Consider the following 17,739-nt stretch of genomic DNA (forward strand, 5'->3'; position numbering starts at 1 on the left):
CTCATCCTCCCAATACCTGCTCGGCGGCCTTGATTGCGGCGTCAGAGTTCGTGGTGTCCTTACCACCGCCCTGCGCCATGTCCGGGCGCCCGCCACCGCCCTTACCTCCCAATTCGACAACGGCCGCTTTGACCAGGTCTACCGCGGAGACTTTGCCGGTCAGATCAGCGGTAATACCGGCAGCCACCGCCGCCTTACCGCCGGTATCCGCAATCAGCAGAACCGCACCCGAGCCAAGACGCGCTTTGTGCTCGTCAATCAAAGTTGGCAAGTCCTTGCCCGACACTCCGCGGAGAACCTGCGCCAGAAAGCTGACCCCGTTCACATCACGGGCCTCGGCCCCACTTCCCTGACCCGCGCCACCAGCCATCGCCAGATCGCGGCGCAACTGCGCAACTTCGTTTTGCAAGGCTTTCCGCTCATCCAGCAAGGATTTCACGCGCGCGACGACATCATCCGACTGCGCCTTTAACTCCAGCGCAACTTGTGAAAGCCGCTGATCCTGCCCGGACAGATAGCGGAACGCCTCATCCCCGGTCAGCGCCTCGATGCGGCGGACACCGGCACTGCTGGCGCTGTCGCCCAGCACCACAAAGGTTCCGATATCGCCGGTTTGGCGCACATGGGTGCCACCGCAAAGTTCAATCGACCACGTCTCACCATCCTGGCCCTTGCCAGTTGGCGCTTTGCCCATCGACACAACGCGCACTTCGTCGCCGTATTTCTCGCCAAACAGGGCCTGAGCACCCAATCCACGCGCGTCATCCGGCGTCATGATCCGGGTCTCAACGGTTGAGTTCTGGCGGATGAAGTCGTTCACCTCGCGCTCAACCTTTTGAATTTCCTCAGACGTCAACGCCTTTGAGTGGCTGAAATCGAACCGCAAGCGATCCGCGGCATTCAAGGACCCACGCTGCGCCACATGATCACCCAGCGTTTCGCGTAAGGCTTCATGCAGCAGGTGTGTCGCCGAGTGGTTGGCCCTGATCGAGGACCGGCGCGCGTGATCCACCTCAAGCTCGACCGCATCGCCCTTGGACAGCACGCCGCGCTCTACGGTCACCTTGTGCGCATAGACTTTACCATCCGCGAACTTCTTAGTGTCTTCCACGCGCGAGACATCTTCGCGTTCTTCCAAACGTCTAATCTCACCCATATCTCCAACCTGACCGCCGGCCTCACCGTAGAACGGAGTCTGGTTCACTACGACCCAGCCGGTACCACCCTGGTCGATTTTGTCGACCAAAGCACCATCAACGATCAACGCCGCGATCTGCCCTTCAGCCTTTTCGGTGTCATAGCCCAAGAAATCGGTTGCGCCAGCGGTATCGAGCACATCGAACCACACCGCCTGATCCGCCGCCTCACCCGAGCCGGCCCAGGCTGCACGGGCCTTAGCCTTTTGTTCGGCCATGGCTGCATCGAAGCCACCAGTATCCACGGTCCTGCCCTTCTCGCGCAGCGCGTCCTGCGTCAGGTCCAGTGGGAAACCGTAAGTGTCATACAGCTTGAAAGCGGCATCGCCCGGCAAGGCCGCGCCTTCGGGCAGGCCCGCCACTTCGTCATCCAGCAGTTTCAGACCACGGTCCAGTGTTTGCTTGAAACGGGTTTCTTCCAGTAACAGGGTTTCTTCGATCAGCGGCTGCGCCTGTCCCAACTCGGAGTATTGCGCGCCCATCAACTGCACCAATGATGGCACCAGACGGTGCATAACCGGATCTTTCGCACCCAGCAGATGCGCGTGCCGCATGGCCCGGCGCATGATGCGGCGCAGCACATAACCACGACCGTCATTGGAGGGCATGACCCCATCCGCGATCAGGAATGAGGTCGAGCGCAGGTGATCCGCGATCACCCGATGATGCACGTTCTGATCGCCATACGGATCAACACCCGTTGCATCTGCCGAGGCTTCGATCAGGGTTTTGAACAGGTCAGTGTCGTAGTTGTCGTGGCTGCCTTGCAGCAACGCGCCGATCCGTTCCAAACCCATGCCCGTATCGATCGACTGCATGTCGAGCTCGACCATCGAGCCATCCTCGAACTGTTCGTTCTGCATGAAAACGATGTTCCAGATTTCAATAAAACGATCACCGTCTTCCTCTGGCGATCCCGGAGGGCCGCCCCAGATGTGATCGCCGTGATCATAGAAAATCTCGGTGCACGGACCACAGGGGCCGGTTGGGCCCATTTGCCAGAAATTATCACTGGTAGCGATGCGGATGATCCGGTCTTCGGGCACACCGACCTTTTTCCAGATCTCAAACGCCTCATCATCCGTGTGATAAACCGTTGTCAGCAAACGGTTCTTGTCAATGCCGAATTCCTTGGTGATCAGTTCCCATGCAAAGGGGATAGCCTCAGGTTTGAAGTAGTCTCCAAACGAGAAGTTCCCCAGCATCTCGAAAAACGTATGGTGGCGTGCTGTGTAACCCACGTTGTCCAGATCGTTATGCTTGCCCCCGGCGCGAACGCATTTCTGTGCCGTGGTGGCGCGCTGGTAGTCACGGGTTTCAACGCCGGTGAACAGGTTCTTGAACTGCACCATGCCCGAATTCACGAACATCAGCGTCGGGTCGTTACGCGGCACCAGAGGGCTGGATGCCACCACTTCGTGCCCTTGCTTGGCGAAATAGTTCAGAAAGGTCGATCGGATATCGTTCAGCGTGGGCATTTGGGCTCTCTCGGCGCGCAATCAGAAGGGTCTGCGCAGGTTTACCGCCGCACCTAAGGAGTGTCCACAGCATAGGCTGCCCGAAAACGAAACAAGGCGGCCCCGTTTGACCGCCCTGTCCTGTCTGTTCTCAGCCCATCAAGGTGCCGGAGGGTATCACCTGTTGCCTCTCACGCGGTTTTTCAAGCTTCGAGGATATCATCATCCTCGGCCGCGCCCGGTGGCATGTCGAAATCCAGACCATGGGCTGCGCGAATCTTGTCTTCGATCTGCAGCGCGATCTGGCTGTGATCTCGCAGATATTGCTTGGCGTTTTCACGCCCCTGCCCGATGCGCTCATCGCCATAGCTGAACCAGGACCCTGATTTTTCAACCACACCAGCCTTCACACCCAGATCGAGCAGTTCGCCCATCTTGCTGATGCCTTCGCCATACATGATGTCGAATTCCACCTGCTTGAATGGCGGTGCCACCTTGTTTTTCACTACCTTGACGCGGGTCTGGTTGCCCACCACCTCGTCACGATCCTTAATCGCGCCAATGCGGCGAATATCCAGACGGACCGAGCTGTAGAACTTCAGCGCATTACCACCGGTCGTGGTTTCCGGGCTGCCGAACATAACGCCGATCTTCATCCTGATCTGGTTGATGAAGATGACCATGCAGTTTGAACGGCTGATCGAGCCGGTCAGTTTGCGCATTGCCTGGCTCATCAGACGGGCCTGCACGCCGACACTGCTGTCGCCCATGTCACCTTCCAATTCGGATTTCGGCGTCAGCGCCGCCACCGAGTCGACCACGACCATGTTCACCGCGCCCGACCGCACCAGCGTATCGGTAATCTCAAGCGCTTGTTCTCCGGTATCAGGCTGCGAGATCAGCAGCTCATCCAGATCAACACCCAGCTTGCGGGCATATTGCGGGTCCAGCGCATGTTCTGCATCCACGAACGCACAAACACCCCCGCGTTTTTGCTGTTCAGCAATGCAATGCAGCGTCAGCGTGGTTTTACCGGAGCTTTCAGGCCCGTAAATCTCGACAATTCGGCCCATTGGCAGACCGCCAATCCCCAGCGCAATATCCAGCCCCAGCGAACCGGTCGAGCTTGCTTCGATATCCTGCGTGGCACCTTCGCCCAGCTTCATGATCGAACCTTTGCCGAACTGCCGTTCGATCTGGGCCAGCGCGCTATCGAGCGCCTTTTGCTTGTCTGCGTTTTTCTTATCGCTCATCGTCAGAAGATCCGCCATTGTCCTGTCGCCTTCCCTTTTGTCACACCCTTTGCCGGGCGGCAATCGCTGCTTTGTTCGCCTCTTGTTCCTTATGGGACCAAAAAGAGAACATTTCAACTAAAACTTACGGAACTTACTCTTCGGCAATTGTGTTAAAGAGTGGTTTACGACAATCTGCACAGGTAAGCGTTGGTGGCATGGGATCGATAAATGCTTGTTTTCTATAAAGAACGCCTTGCGTTTTTATCTGTTCCAAAGACCGGCAGTACGGCCTATCACACAGCACTTGGCCCGCGTGCGGATCTGGTGATCACGGGCCCACCCGAACTGAAACACGCCCCAGTACGGCGGTTTGATCGCTTTTTCCAAAATATGTACCGAAAGATGTATGACACCGAGATGGAGATCATGGCAGTTGTACGCGAACCCATCGACTGGTTAGGGAGCTGGTATCGCTTTCGCGGCCGCGATGACCGTATCGGACATCCACATTCAACCCATGATCTGAGCTTCGATGAGTTTGTACGCGCCTATATGCAAAACCCACGCCCGGAATTTGCGGATGTGGGCAGCCAGAACCAATTCTTTCGCACCCGCAACAATGGCGTCGGTGCGAGGCATGTATTTAAATATGAAAACCAGGACAGGATCCTGGATTTCCTGCAGAACCGGCTGCAGATGGATATCACCCTGCACCGCGAAAACGTTTCGCCTACCCGGGATACATCGCTGACATCTGAAACCGAGAACATGTTCCGTAAAATACATGCCGAAGAATTTGCGACCCATGACGCAGCGCTTTAGGCGCGTCAGTTAAGCTTTTCGAACACCGCTTCGGTCAGTTGGTTCAACGAGAACGGCTTGGGTAGGAAGGTCGAATTGGCGATCTGCGGCCCGGAATCGCCAAACGCGCCTTCGGTATAACCGGACACAAAGACGACCCGGGCATCGGGCCGGATTTCCAGCGCCTTGCTGACCCAGGTCGGGCCATCCATGCCCGGCATCACCACATCGGTTACAAAAACATCCACGACCAAATCAGGGTCGTCTAATATACTCAGGGCATCCTCGCCAGATTCCGCCTCGAGCACGGTGTAGCCTTTTAGGCGCAACGCGCGGGTTGCAAAAGCGCGCACCGGGGCCTCGTCTTCGACCAGCAGCACCACACCTTCGCCCTGACGTGTGGTTTGTGGAGCCTGTTGAGCTTCCGCGGTCACTTCAGGTGCGGCGGCGGTTTTGCAGACCGGGAGCAATAGCGTGAAATTCGTCCCGCGCCCGACCACGCTGTCGACAAAGATGAAGCCGCCGGTCTGCTTTACGATGCCATAGACGGTCGACAGGCCCAGCCCGGTCCCCTCGCCGGTGCGTTTGGTCGTGTAAAACGGCTCGAATACTTTCTGCAGCTTGTCGGCGGGTATTCCGATGCCGCCATCCTTGACCTTGACGGTGACATATTCGCCCGGCTCAACCGTGGCCCTGTCCCGAACCAGCGGGCTTGTCAGGGTAAGTATTTCGGTCTCGATCCGGATCTCTCCGCCTTCGGGCATCGCATCGCGGGCATTGACCACCAGATTCATCAGCACTTGTTCAAGCTGGCGCTTATCGGCGCGAACAGGTTTGAGCACTGGATCATGGCTGAGCGTCAGATGCACCTTTTCCCCGACCAGACGGTTCAAAAGGTGGATCAGATCCGAGATCGTATCCCGCAAATCCAGCACCTCGGGGCGCAAGGTCTGTTTGCGGGAAAAGGCCAGAAGCTGGCTGACCAGTGCCGCCGCCCGGTTGGCGTTCTGATTAATCTGCACCAGATCGGCATAGTCAGGATCATTCTGATCGTGCCGCAGCAACAACAGGTCGCAATGGCCTGAGATGGCGGTCAGCAGGTTGTTGAAATCATGCGCAACACCGCCTGCCAACTGGCCAACGGCCTGCATCTTTTGCCCCTGTACAAACTGCGCCTCAAGCGTTTTTAACTCGGTCGCGTCGTTCAGAACCGCGATCAAGCACACCTGCCCGTCTTTTACGACACGGCTGAGTGTAACCTGCACAAAGACCTCTTTGTCATCACGGCTGAGCCGCAGAAATTCGGACCGATGTGCCTCTTCTTCCGCCGCCGTTCGCTGCAACCAGTCCAACACGGGATGGTTCAGCCCTTGCATGATCGTGCTGATGTTGCTGTTGGTCAGTTCCCCGCCGCCCAGCAACTTCAACGCCAGCCGATTGGCCTGCAGAATGGTGCCATCAGGAGAGAGATATAAAAGCGGCACAGGAAGATCGTTGAAATGCGTCCTAATCCCCTGTGTAGGAGAGACCGCGAGCGGAACCAGCGCCAGATTGCGCCCGGTGCTCGAGCTGGACAACTCAGTCACCACCGCGGTTTGTTCACCGGTTTTAGTACAAAGCCGCCTGACATCACTCTGCTCGTCACCACCTTGGGACAACACCTGATCCATCGTTTTCGGAAGAAAGCCCAAGAAACTCTCGGCCGCGCGGTTCAGGCCCAATACATCGCCGTGTCGCCCTTCGGTCAGAACCGGCAACGCCAGACTGTCCCAGGGCCCGTTTTCCTCAAACCGAAAACGCCAACACAACAGCCCATCACAAAGCCGGAAGACCGATACCGGGACTGTCGTATCGAGTGTCACCACATCCTCATGCGCCCGTCCTTGCGATTGCGCCCGCGATTGCAGACGCAACAGGATCGCCGCCGGGTTGGCGAAGACGGGGCGCAGACAGTGAGTCAGGGCCTCGCCTGGCGTCGCGCGAAACCGTCTGTAAGCCGCCGCATTCGCAACCAGGATATCGCCTTCTGCATTGGCAATCAGACAGGGAAAAGTATCCTGCTGTGCAAAGGCTGCCATCACAGCGGTCGATCTGCTCACAGACCGGTTGTTCAGCGCTGATCGAAACACCGCAATCAATGTAACCACCGCCAGCGATCCGCCAGAAACCCAAAGCCCCATTGCCCAATCCGGGGATATAAAATCGGTGCTGGGCGCTAAGATCAATGCAAGCGCTAGCAGGGCCAGAGTGGCGACACGTTGTGTGGAAAGGGCGGTATCTGGGCGTGGTTGATAGGAAAAATCTGCAGTATCAGACATCAATGGCTCGGTCAAAGGGACGTTGGGGTATCTCGAACTTAAATTGGTTAAAACCCGCTTAACAAATTCGGTCGGGCGAACCTCTACCTAAAGTTGCTAGAACCGGACCTACTACCGCGTCAAGTGTGCCGTAAAGAAACCATCCACACCGTGTGTTACCCGCCACGATCTGCGCAAAATTTGCTGCCAGTTGAGGTTGGACCGCAAGAAGGCCTCGACAATGTCACCATTCTCACAGTCAAGCATCGAACAAGTGGCATAGGCCAGAACACCATCGCGCTGCACAAACCGCTGAATATCGGTCAGAATTTGGGCCTGAATACCCGTCAATTCGTGCAAGCGTTCCCTGGTCAGGGCCCATTTGCCCGCCGGAGCGCGCCGCCATGACCCGCTGCCAGAGCACGGGGCATCGGCAAGTACGATGTCAAATGGCCCATGCCTTGCCAGATCTTCAGAACTGAGCAAGGTGATGTCAGCCCCCGCCCGCTCTGCCCGTTTGGGCAAATCCCGCATACGGCCCGCATTCACGTCATGGGCGAACACGGCGACATCCTTATGCGCGGCCAGGGCCAGCGCTTTGCCGCCGCCACCTGCGCAATAATCCAGAACACGCATCCCCGACTGCACATCCAGCGCTGCAACAACGGCCTGGCTTGCAGCATCCTGCAATTCGACCAACCCATCGGTATAGGCACGGCTTTGCGCGATCTTGCGCACACCGTCTGTGACCTCGAGCGCTGTTTCACAAATTGGATGCGGGATTGCGGTGATGCCATCCGCCGCCAAGGCTTCGGTCGCCAACGCAAGATCGGCTTTCAGAAGGTTCACGCGCAGATGAACCGGCGCGCGGCTCTGCAAAGCCTCTGCTGCGGCTTCCGCGTCCGCCCCCAACGAGGCAGAAAACTGCGGCCATAGCCATTCAGGAACATCCAACCGTTCGGCATCAGAGGCAAACGCGCGGGCGGTTTCGGAGGCACTCAGAAGTGACGGAGTATACCTGTCGCCCGTAAAGACGGCCTGAAGATCACCACCCCGCGCCCGAACCGCACCAATCATCAGACCGCGCCCGGTACACGCGCCACCAAGCGCGGCAAAAGATCGCCTACACCGCAGCGTATCGAACACGTGATCCCGAACCGCCGCACGATCCTTGGACCCTGCAAACCGACTGCGGCGCGCCCAGCCGGTTAGGGATTTTTCAACGGGTGCTCCGCCCAGTATCTCATCCAGGATCTCGATCGAGGCCTGAACGCGCGCCGCAGGTGTCATATCTGGTCCTGCTGCCTTACATCACCCGATAGTTCGGGCTTTCGCGGGTGATCTGAACGTCATGTACATGACTTTCTTTCAGACCTGCCCCGGTGATTTTCACAAAGTTGCAGTTCCTGCGCATCTCTTCGACCGTTGCGCAGCCGGTATAGCCCATGGCCGCACGCAGACCGCCAACCAACTGGTGCACCACTGCCCCGGCTGATCCTTTGTACGGCACCTGCCCTTCGATCCCTTCGGGCACCAGCTTGTCATTTGCTGCATCCTTCTGGAAATAGCGATCCGCCGAACCACGCGCCATCGCGCCCAGGCTGCCCATGCCGCGATAGGATTTGAAGGACCGGCCCTGGTACAGGATCACCTCGCCCGGGCTTTCATCGGTGCCAGCGATCATCGAACCGACCATGGCGCAGGAGGCCCCTGCCGCAATGGCCTTGGCAAAATCGCCCGAAAACTTGATACCGCCATCGGCGATCACCGGAACGTCGCCAGCTGCTGCCGCGCAATCCATGATCGCGGTTAGCTGAGGCACACCAACGCCTGCCACCATCCGCGTGGTACAGATCGAGCCCGGCCCGATGCCCACCTTGATCGCATCTGCACCTGCGTCGATCAGCGCTTTGGTCGCCTCGGAGGTGGCCACATTCCCCGCAATGATCTGCACTTCATTCGACAGCGTCTTGGCCCGCTTCACCGCATCCAGAACGCCCTGCGAATGGCCATGCGCGGTATCAACCACGATGATGTCGACACCAGAATCGACCAGTTGTTCCGACCGTTCAAACCCGGCATCCCCAACTGAAGTTGCAGCAGCAACCCGAAGACGACCCAATCGATCTTTGCATGCGGTGGGGTTCAGCACAGCCTGCTCACTGTCTTTCAGTGTCAACAGGCCGGTCAGCTTGCCTTCAGCATCAACGACCAGCAGTTTTTCGATCCGGCGCGCGCGCATCAGGCTTTTGGCTTCTTCGCGATCTGCAGGCTCTTTCAGCATCGCCAGATTGTCCGATGTCATCATTGCCTTAATTGGCGTATCGTCCGAAGTCGCGAAACGCATATCCCTATTGGTGACGATGCCAACAACGCGGCCATCTTCTTCCACCACGGGAAAACCAGTGAAGTTGTATCGCTCGACCAGAGCCTTGGCATCCGCCAGCGTCTGATCCGCCCGCAACGTCACAGGGTTGTAAACAATCCCGGATTCGAACCGTTTGACTCGACGGATCTCGCGGGCCTGTTCCTCGACCGAGAGGTTCTTATGCACCACACCAATGCCGCCAGCCTGCGCCATGGCAATGGCCATGCGCGCCTCGGTCACGGTGTCCATTGCCGAACTCAGCAGCGGGATGTTCATGGTAATCTCACGCGTTACACGTGTGGTCGTATCTGCGGTGGCCGGCAGCACAGAAGATGCGCCCGGAACAAGAAGAACGTCGTCGAAGGTAAGTGCCTCACGAATCTGCATCTGATCACCCCATGCAAAAGCCCGTTTGGCGGTGACCCTATTGCATGGATCAACCCCAAGGAAAAGCCCCTGAACCCAAGTTGTTGCAAAAGCGAGGCAACAGTGCGCCCTAAAACGACGCTTGTTGTTGAAAACCTGCCGCTGAATGGCCTTTCCCTTTGCGTATAAACCCATATGTTCCCCGGCAAACGCGAATACAAAGGCAGGCCATTCATGACCACAGACCCTCTTGTCGTCTTCACCCCATCCGGCAAACGCGGGCATTTTCCCGTTGGCACCCCAATTCTGACCGCCGCACGGCAGTTAGGTGTGGATCTGGATTCGGTCTGCGGCGGGCGCGGCATCTGTTCGAAATGCCAAATCACGCCCAGCTATGGTGAGTTTTCCAAACACGGCGTAACCGTGAACGACGGCGCGCTGAGTGAATGGAACGCGGTCGAGCAGCGTTATGACGACAAGCGGGGGCTAAAACCAGGTCGCCGTCTGGGCTGTCAGGCCACCGTGCAGGGTGACGTCGTGATCGACGTGCCTCCGGAAAGCCAGGTACATCGACAAGTGGTGCGCAAAGCGGCCACTGCGCGCGCCATCACCATGGATCCGGCAACGCGTCTGTACTTCGTTGCCGTAGAAGAACCCGATATGCATTCGCCCACCGGTGATCTGGAACGGCTCGAACGCGCCCTGCGTGATCAGTGGCAGATCGACGCCATCACCGCCGATCTGTCGCTGCTGTCCAAGCTGCAACCCGTTCTGCGCAAAGGGAAATGGGAGGTCACGGTCGCCATCCACAAAGGCCACAATGACACTGTCGCGCGGGTTGTCGAAATCTGGCCGGGCCTGCACGAAGGCGGGCTTTATGGTCTGGCCATCGACCTTGGTTCAACCACCATCGCGGCCCATCTGACCGATCTGGATACGGGTGAGGTCAAGACATCCTCGGGCCTGATGAACCCCCAAATCCGCTTCGGCGAAGACCTCATGAGCCGCGTCTCCTATGCCATGATGAACCCTGGCGGCGATCAGGAGATGACCAAAGCGGTGCGCGAGGCGATCAACGATCTAACCACCTCAATCGCGGAAGAGGCCGGAATTGATGCCGCCCTGATCGTGGAAACTGTATTCGTCAGCAACCCGGTCATGCATCACCTTTTGCTAGGCCTTGATCCGGTCGAACTGGGGCAAGCCCCATTTGCGCTGGCGACATCTGAGTCGATGTCCCTGCCCGCGCATGAGATGGGCCTGACCAACATGAACCCACGCGCGCAGGTCTATATCCTACCTTGCATCGCAGGCCATGTGGGTGCGGACTGCGCCGCTGTGGCCCTGTCGGAAGAGCCCGGCAAATCCGAAGATCTGGTACTGATCGTCGACGTGGGTACAAACGCAGAAATCCTGCTGGGCAATACCAGCCGCGTTCTGGCCTGTTCCTCGCCCACCGGCCCAGCCTTTGAGGGTGCACAGATCAGTTCCGGCCAGCGGGCCGCCCCCGGCGCCATCGAACGGATCGAGATCGACCCTGTCACCAAAGAACCCCGCTTTCGTGTCATTGGGTCCGAGAAATGGTCGGATGAGGATGGGTTTGACGTCGATATTGCCACCACCGGCATTACTGGCATCTGCGGGTCCGGCATTATCGAAGCGGTCGCTGAAATGCGTATCGCGGGCCTGCTGGATGAAAGCGGGCTAATCGGCTCGGCCGAGCAAACCGGCACGTCGCGCAACGTGCCCGAGGGTCGCACCCATTCCTACCTGATACATGATGCCAGCGCGGATGGCGGCCCGCGGATCACCGTGACACAAGGCGACATCCGCGCCATCCAACTGGCCAAATCCGCACTCTATGCCGGGGCGCGGCTGTTGATGGACGAAATGGAGGTTGACCGTGTGGATCGTGTTGTCCTCGCAGGCGCATTTGGCGCGCATATCTCGACCAAACATGCGATGGTTCTGGGCATGATCCCGGATGCACCGCTGGACAAAGTGTCCAGCGCTGGCAACGCCGCAGGCACCGGTGCCCGGATTGCCCTGTGCAACATCGGTGCGCGGGCCGAAATCGAGCGCGTGGTGCGCGAAATCACCAAGGTCGAAACCGCCATCGAGCCGAAGTTCCAAGACCATTTCGTCGCCGCCAACGCGATCCCACACAAAACCGATCCGTTCCCAGAACTGGCTAAGGTCGTCACCCTGCCCGCGCCTTCGTTCAATACGGGCGGTGGCGATTCCGACGCTGGCGGAGGTCGGCGCCGTCGTCGCAGGGGGTAACCGGGTCAGAAAAGACAGGCTGTGGTTCACAAACAGAGTCGCGGCCTCTCAGACCTAACCAAAGCCGCCCAAGGCGGCACCAACTTATTGATCTTGAACGTGAAAGTCTGGAGCGGGTAGCGGGAATCGAACCCGCGCGTTCAGCTTGGGAAGCTGACAGGCTACCATTACATCATACCCGCCGCGCAGATGTGGATAGCACCCCCTTTGTCCGGGGTTCAAGAGGGATCATGTCTGGCCAGGATCTACTTGGTCAGATCCTGTGCCAGCATCAGCGCGTTATTGTCTGGATCGAAAAAGGTCGCGGTGCTGACCATACCTTCGATGGTTTCGGTCTCGCCATCGAACCGTACACCTGCTGTTTCCAACGCCTTGCGAGCCTCTGAAATATTGGCCACGCCAAAGACAGGTACGCAATTACCGGGATTGGGGTCTGCCTGCTCTCCCAAACCCAGGGTTACACCTTTGGTATTGGTCTGCACTTCGCTCCAGCCCGCTTCGTCCATGTGATAGACGAGCTCAAAACCCAGGTTATCGCGATACCATTTCGCACTTGCGTGGCGGTCACGGACAGAAAGGGCCAGAGTGATCGTATCATCAAGGGAAACGCGGGCCATATGCTTTACCTTTTTCTATAAATCTAGTAACTATACTTTATGGACATTATGACACTTGTCAACCTGACATCGCGGGCTTGGTCGCTCAACATACTGGCGTTGTTGGATGCGGGTACGCCGGGACGTCAGGCCCCCTTGCTGGCTGCGACTAATGCAAGCCGGACGTCCTTTCGCGCCAGTCTTGAACATCTGATCACGCTGCGTCTTCTGGAAAGAAATCCCGGCCACGGCCATCCGTTGCGGCCTGAATTCCGGCTGACACCAAAGGGTGTTGAGGCCGCGCAAATGGCTAGCAAGATTATCAAAGCCGTACCTGATGAAAGTGAATTTGCCCTGCTGCGCAAAAGCTGGTCGGTCCCAGTGTTGGCGTTGACCAACGCGCCGCAGCGGTTTTCGACCATGAAAACCACCCTGAGCACAATCACAGACAGGGCGTTGTCCGAGTCCTTATACAGGCTAGAAGATCATCAATTTATTCAAAGGGATATCAACCTCTCTGAACGCACGCCCTACCCGACCTACTGTGCGATCAATACCGGTTTGGCAGTGAACCAGGCCATCGGCTTGCGTATCTGAGGCTGCACGCTGGTCAGACCTTTGATAGAATGACAACAAAAAAAGGCCGGGCAAGTGCCCGACCTCTGATCAAGTTGCGTTCAGCCTAGGCGCGGCGGCGACGACCGCCTCCGCGACGTCCTCGCCCTTCACCTTCGGCTCCGGGTGCCTCGGGGGCTTTGTTGAACCTGATCCACTCACCACCATGGGGGTCGTTGTTGGTGAGCAAATTGGCGGCGCGGATGGCCTCCATTTCTTTACCGGCGCGCGGCAAGGTCGAGCCCAGACCAAACATCTGCACGAAAGTCTCATCGTCCATGCCTTCCGGCAGGATGATACCGGCGGCGGTCACGGCCTCTTTCTTCTCGGCAATCTTCTTTTGAGTCACCGGCAGGGCTACAGGGTTCATGATCGCCGAGGTCATGCCAGCACCCATCGCCATTGGCAGGAAGGCATTATTGATGCCGTGGCGGTTCGGCAGGCCAAATGAAACATTGGACGCACCGCATGTCGTATTCACACCCAGTTCCTCGCGCAGACGCCGGACAAGAGCGAACACCTGCTGGCCTGCGGTTGCCATCGCGCCGATCGGCATTACCAGCGGGTCGACGACGATGTCATGCGCGGGAATGCCGTAATCAGCAGCGCGCTCGACAATCGTTTTCGCAACAGCAAAACGCACGTCAGGATCTTCGGAAATACCGGTATCGTCGTTTGAGATGGCAACGACCGGCACGTTGTATTTCTTCACCAGCGGCAAAACCAGTTCCAGACGCTCTTCCTCGCCGGTGACCGAGTTCAGCAGCGGACGGCCTTCAGCCGCCTCAAGACCCGCTTCCAATGCGCCAGGAACCGAACTGTCGACACAGAGGGGTACATCAACGAGGCCCTGTACCAGCTCGACAATCTTACGCATCAGCGGCGGTTCGGTTTCATTCGGATTGGGGTTCGAGTTGTAGACAACGCCCGCGTTGATATCCAGAACGGTCGCGCCGGCAGCAACCTGTGCCAGTGCGTCTTTTTCGACGGTCGAAAAATCGCCCGCTTCCAGTTCAGCAGCCAGTTTCTTGCGGCCTGTGGGGTTGATCCGCTCACCGATCACGCAGAACGGTTCGTCAAAGCCCAGAACGGCAGTTTTTGTTTTTGATTCTACGACTGTACGGGTCATGTCCGTTCCTTAGGAGTTTGCAGGCTTCGTCGAAGCGCCGCCGTTATTGATCGCCCAGTTGGCGTTGGTCTTGATCCCGCCCAGTGGGAAGAAGTGAACGTTGGTGATGTTGAAATCAGGGTTGGCCGCTTTGTAGTTGGCCAGTTCGGTGATCACGTCGGTCGGCTCATAAGGCAGAAGCAGCTTGGACACATCCATGGCGCGCTTTTGCAGCACCTTCAGTGACGGACCAACGCCACAAGCGATGGCGAACTTGATCAGGGTCTGCAGCTTGGCGGGGCCCGCGATACCGATATGGACCGGGATGTCGATCCCCGCCTCTTTCAGGCTGTCGGCCCAAGCGATGATCGGCTTCGCGTCAAACGCGAATTGCGTGGCCAGAGCCATTTCCGCATCGGTGGTCTCAGAGAATTTCTGTTTCCAGCGCAGCGCGTCATCGACATTCTTGGTCGAACCGTCGGGGTCAATGTCCTTGTTACCCTCTGGGTGACCCGCCACATGCAGGCGTTTGAAGCCTGCCTTGTCGAACAGACCGCTTTCCAGCAGCTGCATCGAGCTGTCGTAATCACCATGAGGCTTTGCCACGCCACCGGCCAGCAGCAGCGCTTGTTCAACGCCCGCCTCGCCCTGATACATGGAAATCCAGTTTTCCAGCGTCGCCGCATCCTTGATGATCCGCGCCGGGAAATGCGGCATCACCGGATAACCGTCAGCAGCGATGCGCTTAGCGGTCTTGACCATATCTTCGATCGGCGTGCCCTCGATATGGGCGATGTAGACGCGGGTGCCTTCGGGCAGCAGCGCGCGGAAATCTTCGACCTTCTCGGCGGTGCGCGGCATCACCTCGATCGAATAGCCCTGCAAAAAGGCTTCGACGGTCGGATTTACGGGGCCGTTTTCGACGGCGTCACGTTTCTTGAAGTTCAGCAAAGCCATTGCGGCCTCCCATAGCTGTCTGGGGCTCATGCCCAACCGTCATTGGCGATCAGCGCTTTGATGCGGTCCTGATCATATTCCGTTTCCAGACGCACGGCCTGCGCCTCAGCAATCTCGGACGGGTCGCCCTCAACCGCAAAAGGCGCGGCTTTGCGCCATTCGGCCAGGTAGGCATCACTGTCCTTGGCGTTCACTCTCATGGCGGCACGGTCGATGGCTTGTTCAAACCGTTCTTCCAACTGCCGCTTCGCGCCACGACGGCCTTTGCCGACGATGACCTGAGCGGGAATGTCGCGCCAATAAACGATGGTAACGTCAGGCATTGCTGTGATTCCTCCTAACCCGATGGGCCGGTTCTAAACACCTATGTGGGTCGTGGTCGGTCGGTTTTCGACACAAGTAGCATTTCAAGCGACTTTTTCGCCCACGATCCTGTACCCGGGCTTTTAGCCGAGTTCCAAGCCAATCCGCATATCAAAATTCTCATCGTCACTATGAAACTGCTGCATGAAACAGAAAAACCCCGGACGAATTGCATCGTCCGGGGTTTATTTTCAGCAATCGGCGAGGTTAGCCGACCAGGCCACCGTCTTCGCGGGTTACCGCGATGATGGCAGAGCGTGGAACCGCGTCACCGCCTTCGGGCCAATGGCTGTTGCCATCCTCACCGGGGTGCTGGATGCCCACGAACATGGTGCGGCGATCAGGCGACCAGCTGAGGCCGGTGATCTCACACTCATTCGGGCCTACCAGGAAACGACGGATTTCGCCGGTAACCGGGTCACCTGCCAGCATCTGGTTGTTACCCTGACCGGCAAAGTCGCCTTCGTTCGAGTATTTGCCATCTGTCTGGATCCACATCAGCCCATTGCTGTCGAACTTCAACCCGTCGGGTGAGTTGAACATGTTGTCGGCATTGATGTTGTCAGATCCTGCATTGGCGTCCTGATGCACGGTGGGGTTACCAGCCAGAACATAGAGGTCCCAGCCGAAGCCTGCCGCTGTGTGATCGCCACCTTCAGGGGTCCAGCGCACGATCTGGCCATAGTTGTTGGCCTCACGCGGGTTCGGACCGTTCACCGGCGTTTCATCGCCACCAGCATTCGGCTTGACGCCCCGGTTCTTGTTGTTGGTCAGGCAGCAATAGACCTCGGGCGAGTTGGGGTTCGCGGCAACCCATTCCGGGCGGTCCATTGTGGTTGCACCTACAGCCGAACCGGCTTGACGGGTGTGAACGCTGATTTCTGCCAGCGACGCCATACCTGTTGTCTCAGGTGTCAGCTCCAGCCACTCACCGGTTCCGTCGTCGTTGAACTTGGCGACCGAAAGAGTACCGTTTTCCAGCAGAGCATTGGTGTCAACACCAGCTGCATAGACGCCATCAGAGACAAAGCGATACAGGAACTCGCCACGCTCATCATCGCCCATGTAAACGACGACACGCCCATCGTTGTTTACAACCGCTTCAGCATTTTCGTGCTTGAAACGGCCCAAAGCGGTCAGTTTACGCGGAGTTGAGGTGGGATCGGTCGGATCAATCTCAACCACATAGCCTGCGCGGTTCGGTTCGTTGGGGTTTTTCGAGACGTCAAAGCGGTCATCGATCTTGGCCCAACCATAGCCCCAGTCGCTGGCCGAAACGCCATAGCGCTTGAGTTCAGGGCTGACCTCGTGATTCTCATCAGCTGCCGAGAAGTAACCGTTGAAGTTTTCTTCACAGGCCAGATATGTGCCCCAGGGCGTCATGCCGTTGCCGCAGTTGTTCCAGGTGCCCTTCGAGGTCGTCCCTGTCGCATCGGCTGCGGTTTTCAGCAGATCGTGGCCTGCGGCCGGCCCGGTCAAGGCCATATCGGTCTGCGGCGTGATACGGCGGTTGTAAGGGCTATCCTTGACGATCGCCCATGTGCCATCGGTGTTCGCGATCTCGACCACGGTAACACCATGGGCCATCATGCCCTTGGCAACATCGTCATCCGAGGCCGCCTTGGCATCGGGGTTATTGCCCCACAGGATGTCACGGTTGGTGTACTCGTTGTTCACAACCAACAGCACATGACCGTCATGCAGGAAGACGTCCTGACCATCAGTGTTGTCACCAAAGGCACGTTCCTGGCTGGCAGCCGTACCGCGCGTTGCATGGTCAAATTCGGGCGCATCGGACCAAAGCGGATCCCCCCAGCGCACCAAAACCTCGGCCTTGTAACCCGCAGGTACCACTATGTCATCTGCGGTGGAAATCGGGATTGCGTCAAACGCGAAACGATCTGCCGCAGCACGTGCACCCGAAGGTACAAACGAGCCGGCTACAGCCGTGAAACTGCCCATCGCCAGAACACCGCCCAAAAAACCGCGTCGCGACAAGGCCCGTTCAACCACACGATCAAATTCACATTCTTCGGGGCGTGGATTTACGACCTCATCATACTCATCAAAAGAAAGGGTGTGCTCGTCTTTCATGGC

Annotated in this window: 13 protein-coding genes and 1 tRNA gene; 3 read left to right on the forward strand and 11 right to left on the reverse strand. The window is 57.9% G+C overall.

From position 1 onward, the window contains the following. Position 1 precedes the first annotated feature (1 nt). Positions 2 to 2,674, reverse strand: a complete 2,673-nt coding sequence (gene alaS, locus AC2FGE_RS06880) for an alanine--tRNA ligase (RefSeq protein ID WP_496818472.1) — start codon at positions 2,672 to 2,674, stop codon at positions 2 to 4. A 182-nt stretch (positions 2,675 to 2,856) separates the two neighbouring features. Next, on the reverse strand, positions 2,857 to 3,924 hold the full coding sequence (recA, locus tag AC2FGE_RS06885; protein WP_496818473.1) for a recombinase RecA: 1,068 nt from the start codon (positions 3,922 to 3,924) through the stop codon (positions 2,857 to 2,859). 192 nt (positions 3,925 to 4,116) lie between these two features. Between recA and AC2FGE_RS06890 the strand changes: the two genes are divergently transcribed. Next, on the forward strand, positions 4,117 to 4,710 hold the full coding sequence (locus AC2FGE_RS06890; RefSeq protein ID WP_496818474.1) for a gamma-glutamyl kinase: 594 nt from the start codon (positions 4,117 to 4,119) through the stop codon (positions 4,708 to 4,710). Between the two features lie 5 nt (positions 4,711 to 4,715). On the opposite strand, the gene AC2FGE_RS06895 is transcribed toward AC2FGE_RS06890, so the two are convergent. The 3 genes from AC2FGE_RS06895 to guaB form a co-directional block, all read right to left on the reverse strand. Further along, positions 4,716 to 7,007, reverse strand: coding sequence for an ATP-binding response regulator (locus tag AC2FGE_RS06895; RefSeq protein WP_496818475.1), 2,292 nt, complete (start codon positions 7,005 to 7,007; stop codon positions 4,716 to 4,718). Between the two features lie 111 nt (positions 7,008 to 7,118). Further along, the gene (locus AC2FGE_RS06900; RefSeq protein WP_496818476.1) at positions 7,119 to 8,276 is read right to left on the reverse strand and encodes an RsmB/NOP family class I SAM-dependent RNA methyltransferase; all 1,158 of its coding nucleotides are present in this window, start codon (positions 8,274 to 8,276) and stop codon (positions 7,119 to 7,121) included. A 16-nt stretch (positions 8,277 to 8,292) separates the two neighbouring features. After that, the gene (gene guaB, locus AC2FGE_RS06905; protein ID WP_496818477.1) at positions 8,293 to 9,741 is read right to left on the reverse strand and encodes an IMP dehydrogenase; all 1,449 of its coding nucleotides are present in this window, start codon (positions 9,739 to 9,741) and stop codon (positions 8,293 to 8,295) included. Between the two features lie 213 nt (positions 9,742 to 9,954). Between guaB and AC2FGE_RS06910 the strand changes: the two genes are divergently transcribed. Further along, positions 9,955 to 12,003 (forward strand): ASKHA domain-containing protein, encoded by a 2,049-nt coding sequence (locus AC2FGE_RS06910; RefSeq protein WP_496818478.1) that lies wholly within the window; start codon positions 9,955 to 9,957, stop codon positions 12,001 to 12,003. Between the two features lie 108 nt (positions 12,004 to 12,111). Here the strand turns inward: AC2FGE_RS06910 and AC2FGE_RS06915 are convergent. Together AC2FGE_RS06915 and AC2FGE_RS06920 are read right to left on the reverse strand one after the other, a co-directional pair. Further along, positions 12,112 to 12,185 (reverse strand) — tRNA-Gly (locus AC2FGE_RS06915). Positions 12,186 to 12,248: 63 nt separating this feature from the next. Then, on the reverse strand, positions 12,249 to 12,620 hold the full coding sequence (locus AC2FGE_RS06920; protein ID WP_496818479.1) for a VOC family protein: 372 nt from the start codon (positions 12,618 to 12,620) through the stop codon (positions 12,249 to 12,251). 48 nt (positions 12,621 to 12,668) lie between these two features. On the opposite strand from AC2FGE_RS06920, the gene AC2FGE_RS06925 reads away from it, so the two are divergent. Next, the gene (locus AC2FGE_RS06925; RefSeq protein ID WP_496818480.1) at positions 12,669 to 13,196 is read left to right on the forward strand and encodes a winged helix-turn-helix transcriptional regulator; all 528 of its coding nucleotides are present in this window, start codon (positions 12,669 to 12,671) and stop codon (positions 13,194 to 13,196) included. A gap of 85 nt (positions 13,197 to 13,281) precedes the next feature. On the opposite strand, the gene AC2FGE_RS06930 is transcribed toward AC2FGE_RS06925, so the two are convergent. From AC2FGE_RS06930 to AC2FGE_RS06945, 4 genes are all read right to left on the reverse strand, one after another. Next, on the reverse strand, positions 13,282 to 14,343 hold the full coding sequence (locus tag AC2FGE_RS06930) for a methyltetrahydrofolate cobalamin methyltransferase (RefSeq protein ID WP_496818481.1): 1,062 nt from the start codon (positions 14,341 to 14,343) through the stop codon (positions 13,282 to 13,284). A gap of 9 nt (positions 14,344 to 14,352) precedes the next feature. Then, positions 14,353 to 15,279, reverse strand: a complete 927-nt coding sequence (locus AC2FGE_RS06935; RefSeq protein ID WP_496818773.1) for a methylenetetrahydrofolate reductase — start codon at positions 15,277 to 15,279, stop codon at positions 14,353 to 14,355. A 26-nt stretch (positions 15,280 to 15,305) separates the two neighbouring features. Beyond that, a complete protein-coding gene (locus tag AC2FGE_RS06940) occupies positions 15,306 to 15,602 on the reverse strand; it encodes a virulence factor (protein WP_496818482.1) in 297 nt (98 codons plus the stop codon). A 247-nt stretch (positions 15,603 to 15,849) separates the two neighbouring features. Then, positions 15,850 to 17,736: a PhoX family protein gene (locus AC2FGE_RS06945; RefSeq protein ID WP_496818774.1), complete on the reverse strand. Its 1,887-nt coding sequence runs from the start codon at positions 17,734 to 17,736 to the stop codon at positions 15,850 to 15,852. Positions 17,737 to 17,739 lie beyond the last annotated feature (3 nt).

This window comes from Ruegeria sp. YTSA075 (assembly GCF_059610245.1).